Annotated in this window: 5 protein-coding genes and 1 tRNA gene; 2 read left to right on the top strand and 4 right to left on the bottom strand. The window is 48.2% G+C overall.

Annotation, left to right across the window (positions count from 1 at the left end):
- Positions 1–69: 69 nt before the first annotated feature.
- Positions 70–153: transfer RNA gene (locus tag Q1Y74_RS13595), tRNA-Leu, on the bottom strand.
- A 156-nt stretch (positions 154–309) separates the two neighbouring features.
- Between Q1Y74_RS13595 and Q1Y74_RS13590 the strand changes: the two genes are divergently transcribed.
- The gene (locus Q1Y74_RS13590; protein ID WP_300814828.1) at positions 310–1,395 is read left to right on the top strand and encodes a mannose-1-phosphate guanylyltransferase; all 1,086 of its coding nucleotides are present in this window, start codon (positions 310–312) and stop codon (positions 1,393–1,395) included.
- Between the two features lie 100 nt (positions 1,396–1,495).
- Here the strand turns inward: Q1Y74_RS13590 and Q1Y74_RS13585 are convergent, their stop codons facing one another.
- The 3 genes from Q1Y74_RS13585 to Q1Y74_RS13575 all read right to left on the bottom strand — a co-directional run bounded on the left by Q1Y74_RS13585 (position 1,496) and on the right by Q1Y74_RS13575 (position 3,936).
- A complete protein-coding gene (locus Q1Y74_RS13585; RefSeq protein ID WP_300814827.1) occupies positions 1,496–1,888 on the bottom strand; it encodes an HIT family protein in 393 nt (130 codons plus the stop codon).
- 51 nt (positions 1,889–1,939) lie between these two features.
- Positions 1,940–2,404, bottom strand: a complete 465-nt coding sequence (gene greA / locus Q1Y74_RS13580; RefSeq protein ID WP_300814826.1) for a transcription elongation factor GreA — start codon at positions 2,402–2,404, stop codon at positions 1,940–1,942.
- A 380-nt stretch (positions 2,405–2,784) separates the two neighbouring features.
- Positions 2,785–3,936 carry a TlpA disulfide reductase family protein gene (locus tag Q1Y74_RS13575; RefSeq protein WP_300814825.1) on the bottom strand — a complete coding sequence of 384 codons (1,152 nt, stop codon included), beginning with the start codon at positions 3,934–3,936 and terminating at the stop codon, positions 2,785–2,787.
- Positions 3,937–4,247: 311 nt separating this feature from the next.
- Between Q1Y74_RS13575 and Q1Y74_RS13570 the strand changes: the two genes are divergently transcribed.
- On the top strand, positions 4,248–4,388 hold a 141-nt coding region (locus Q1Y74_RS13570), incomplete at its 3' end, for a hypothetical protein (protein WP_300814829.1).

Here is a 4,388-nt window from a genome sequence, read left to right as displayed (position 1 = left end):
ATGTGGGGAAAAATCAGACAAGCAAAAAGGCTAAGTAATTGATAATTCAATACTTAGCCTTTTATTCTGTACCCAGACCCGGGGTCGAACCGGGATGGAAGTGAATCCACTGGTGTTTGAGACCAGCGCGTCTACCGATTCCGCCATCTGGGCATCTGTTCCCTTAAATGCGGTGCAAAGATACGGCTTTTTTCCAAACCTACAATACTTTTACCTAAAAAAGGAGAAAAAAATGAGAAAAGGGGGAGGACAGATTCCTATTTCAGGGAAAATACCGTATTTTAGCAGAAACTTTAAAAACGAGGAAATATGACAAACAGTAAGGACAATTTCTGTGTAATTATGGGCGGAGGCATCGGCAGCAGATTCTGGCCATTCAGCCGTAAAACGCTTCCCAAGCAGTTTCTTGACTTCTTCGGAACCGGACGCTCATTGTTGCAGCAGACTTTTGACCGCTTCAAGAAAATAATTCCGTCCGAGAATATATTGGTGGTGACCAACGACTTGTATGCCAATCTGGTGAGGGAGCAGTTGCCTGAACTGGGTGAAGGGCAGATTCTGCTGGAACCTACCCGTCGAAATACGGCTCCCTGCATTGCATGGGCTTCGTATCACATCCGTGCGCTGAATCCCAATGCCAACATCGTGGTTGCGCCGTCTGACCATCTCATTCTGAAGGAGGCCGAATTTCTGGATGCCGTGGAAAAAGGACTGGCCTTTGTGGCACAGTCGGAGAAGCTGCTCACGCTGGGCATCAAGCCCAACCGTCCCGAAACGGGATATGGCTACATCCAGATAGCGGAGAAGGAAAGCGAGAATTTCTATAAGGTGAAAACATTCACCGAAAAACCAGAACTGGAACTGGCAAAGGTGTTTGTGGAAAGTGGCGAGTTTTACTGGAATTCGGGTCTGTTTATGTGGAACGTGAACACCATCATCAAGGCTGGCGAAATGTTGCTGCCCGAACTGGCTGCCAAATTGGAGCCTGGCAAGGATTTCTACGGCACTGCGGATGAAAAACGGTTCATAGATGAAAACTTCCCGGCCTGTCCGAATGTATCTATTGACTTCGGGGTGATGGAGAAGGCGGAGAACGTTTACGTATCACTGGGTGACTTCGGCTGGTCTGACCTGGGTACTTGGGAATCGCTCTACGAACTTTCACCCAAGGATGCGGAAGGCAATGCCACCTTAAAATGCCATTCGATGTTGTATAACTGTAAGAACAACATCCTTGCTCTGCCGCCTGACAAGCTGGTGGTGGCCGAGGGGCTGGAAGACTATCTGATAGCGGAATCGGAAAACGTGCTGCTGATTTGCAAGAAGGACGAGGAACATACCATTCGCAAATACGTAAACGATGCTCAAATCAAGTTGGGTGACAAGTATATCTGACGGGGATGTGCGCACCGGCTGATACCAAAAAAGAGGATGTGTCTCGGCAAGAGACACATCCTCTTCTGCTTTTATTTTAACAGGAAGGAAACGCTGAGGCTTAGAGATGAGCCCGGATGGCTTCGGCCACAGCCTTGAACTCTTCTTCGGACAGTTTCAGCTTAGGGTTGGAGAAGAGCATGTCCTTCTCGCTCTGCATCGGAATGAGGTGGATGTGTGCATGGGGCACTTCCAGACCCAGTACGGCTTCGCCCACTTTCTTGCAGGGGAATGCCTTGGCAATGGCCAGCGCCACTTTCTTGGCAAAGACGTGCATGCCGGCCAGGTCGTCGTCGCTTAAGTCGAAGATGTAATCCACTTCCTGTTTGGGAACTACCAGCGTGTGTCCCTTTACCAGCGGATTGATGTCGAGGAAAGCAAAGAATTTGTCGCTTTCCGCAATCTTGTAGCAGGGTATTTCGCCTGCTATGATTCTGCTAAATATGGTTGCCATAACTGTATAGGTATAAAATAAGGCAAGCCCGCATACGGACCTGCCTTCTGTTTAAAATGATATGTTTACAATTTCCAGGTTAATGATGCCCTGCGGCACTTTGATTTCGGCCACATCGCCCACCTTCTTGCCCAACAGTCCTTGAGCAATCGGTGTGTTGACTGAAATTTTGCCTTCTTTCAGGTTGGCTTCGCTTTCCGAGACGATTGTATAAGTCATCTTCATGCCGTTCTTCACGTTCTTCAGCTCAACTTTGTTCAATATCTGTACGGTATCGGTCTTCAGCTTCGACTCGTCGATGATTTTGGCATCGGCTATCACAGCTTTCAGCTTGTTAATCTTCATTTCCAGCAGGCCTTGCGCCTCCTTGGCGGCGTCGTATTCCGCGTTTTCAGACAAGTCGCCCTTGTCGCGTGCCTCGGCAATAGCCGCTATAATCTTAGGACGTTCTACCGTCTCCATCTGTTTCAGGTCAGCCAACAATTTATTGTAGCCTCCTTCTGACATATAAGCCATACTTTTTTCCTCCTTAATAATGTTTTTATATTCCTATTTTTACGATAATTTATTCAAGTCAAACAAGTTGTTTCTTTGAGCAGGTATGCCGAAAATAAAGCCGCCAATGTCTGTGAGGCATTTCCGACGTGTGTCCGGACTGGTCGGCACGGACTCCTCGGCCTGGCCATAAGGGGGCGATATCTTAAACTTCCTGCAAGTTCCGCAACTTGCGAAACTTCAACAATCTACTATATACAAAAAAGAATTCCAACATGTTCGGCATGCTGGAACCCTCTTTCCTATTTTCCTTTGCAAAGATAGCCTTTTAAACGATGCGTGTCAAGCGAAAACGACTGCTTTGTAACATATTTAAATGAAATCTTCTTATTTATAACAAGTTACAGCAGAGCTTTCACTGCTGCGTCCAAGTCCTTCAGGGTTTCGCCACGCGCACTCAACTCGCAGTTCCGGTTGATGAGGAAGAGGCTGGGGACGGACTGCACGTTGTAGGCTACGGCCACCGACGAATATATGCCGTTGGCATCGCGGACGCAAATCCAAGGCAGATTGTCGGCTGTCGTCTTCCAGTAATGCTCGTCGGCATCCAGGGACACCTGATAGATTTCCAGTCCCTGAGCTGCATACTTGTCGTAGAGATCACGCAGCATATAGTTGTGTGTGGCCGAAACGGCACTCTGGTAGATGGTAAAGTCCAGAATGACTACTTTTCCTTTCAGTTCGCTCAGCTTATGCGTGTTGCCTTTCATGTCGCGCAGATTAATTTCTATGATGCCCGTCTCTACCACCTTGTCTGCAGGCAATTCCAAGGTTGCCTGCTGCGGTGTACGCGTATTCTTCATGCCTTTGATGACAATGTTGTAGAGGTTCTTCGAGCGGACGGCGTGCGGGTAGAAGTTGTTCAGACTGGTGGCTACTGCGGCAAAGCACTTCACGTCGTCTTTGCTGTTCATCGGGTCAAATATCAGGTAATTGTTCAGTTTCTGGAACAGGGCGAAGTAGGCTGCTGCCGTATTGGGCGCCGCAAAGATGTAGTTTAGTTTCACGTCGTCCTTATAGTCTTTCAGAAGGGTGGAAAGACTGTCCTCAAACACATCTACCCCTATCGAATGTCCCTGCATGGCTTTCGTCAGGGCGTTTACCGCATTCTGTAGTTCTGCCTGTTTCAGGGTCAGTTCCTTAATCTTCATGCTGTTGTCCGACCCTTCCACCGTGTAGGCTGTGGCAAAGTTGGCATACGGAGCGTTGATGCGGACGGTCTCGGTCGAGTCGATTGAGAAGTTGATGACTTTGTCGTCCACCCGGAGCCGGTAGAATTCGGGGGATTCGGGACGGGAATATTTAAAGGCATACTCCCCATCAGCCTTCAGCTTTATCGAGTCCAGCGGCATGATGCCCTCCAGTGCCGATGCTTCCAGGTAGAGAGTCTTGCCTTCTGCATCTGTCACTTGTCCTTCGACCTTGAACTTCGGTTCCGAGTCACATGCGCCAAGGGCCAAAGCCGCAAGCGCCACAAAAAAGAGTTTCTTCATATTCCAATTCCTGTTTTAAAGTCTGCGGGAAATTCCACCCCATAGCGGGTGTTTCCTACCCAAAGATTTGTATATTCCGTTTCCACACATTCCTGCCTTACAGCCTTCCCTGGCGGGAGCCCCTGCACGAATGCGCCGTGCAAAGATACGGCTTTTCGGGTTCTGTCAAAGCATTTTCGGTGCTTCTTGCGCTCCAAAAGTCGAAAAAAACGCCCATTTATAAACTTTTTATCTCATTTCCACCGTATTAGATGAATTATTTCCTTATCTTTGCGCGAATTTTTGAAAGAAATAGATATAAAACAATTTTTATGATTAACCCAATTGTTAAGACGATCGAGCTCCCTGATGGAAGAACCATCACGCTCGAAACGGGAAAGCTGGCAAAACAGGCAGACGGTTCTGTAATGCTCCGCATGGGCAACACCATGCTGCTGGCTACTGTTTGTGCC

The sequence above is a fragment of the uncultured Bacteroides sp. genome, from assembly GCF_949298305.1.
GTDB lineage: Bacteria > Bacteroidota > Bacteroidia > Bacteroidales > Bacteroidaceae > Bacteroides.
This window is presented reverse-complemented; position numbering and strand designations above follow the sequence as displayed.

Bases quoted from the DNA above. Each gene is read 5' to 3' on its own strand.
- Q1Y74_RS13590 (WP_300814828.1), top strand. From the start codon at position 310: ATGACAAACAGTAAGGACAATTTCTGTGTAATTATGGGCGGAGGCATC.
- Q1Y74_RS13585 (WP_300814827.1), bottom strand. From the start codon at position 1,888: ATGGCAACCATATTTAGCAGAATCATAGCAGGCGAAATACCCTGCTAC.
- greA (WP_300814826.1), bottom strand. From the start codon at position 2,404: ATGGCTTATATGTCAGAAGGAGGCTACAATAAATTGTTGGCTGACCTG.
- Q1Y74_RS13575 (WP_300814825.1), bottom strand. From the start codon at position 3,936: ATGAAGAAACTCTTTTTTGTGGCGCTTGCGGCTTTGGCCCTTGGCGCA.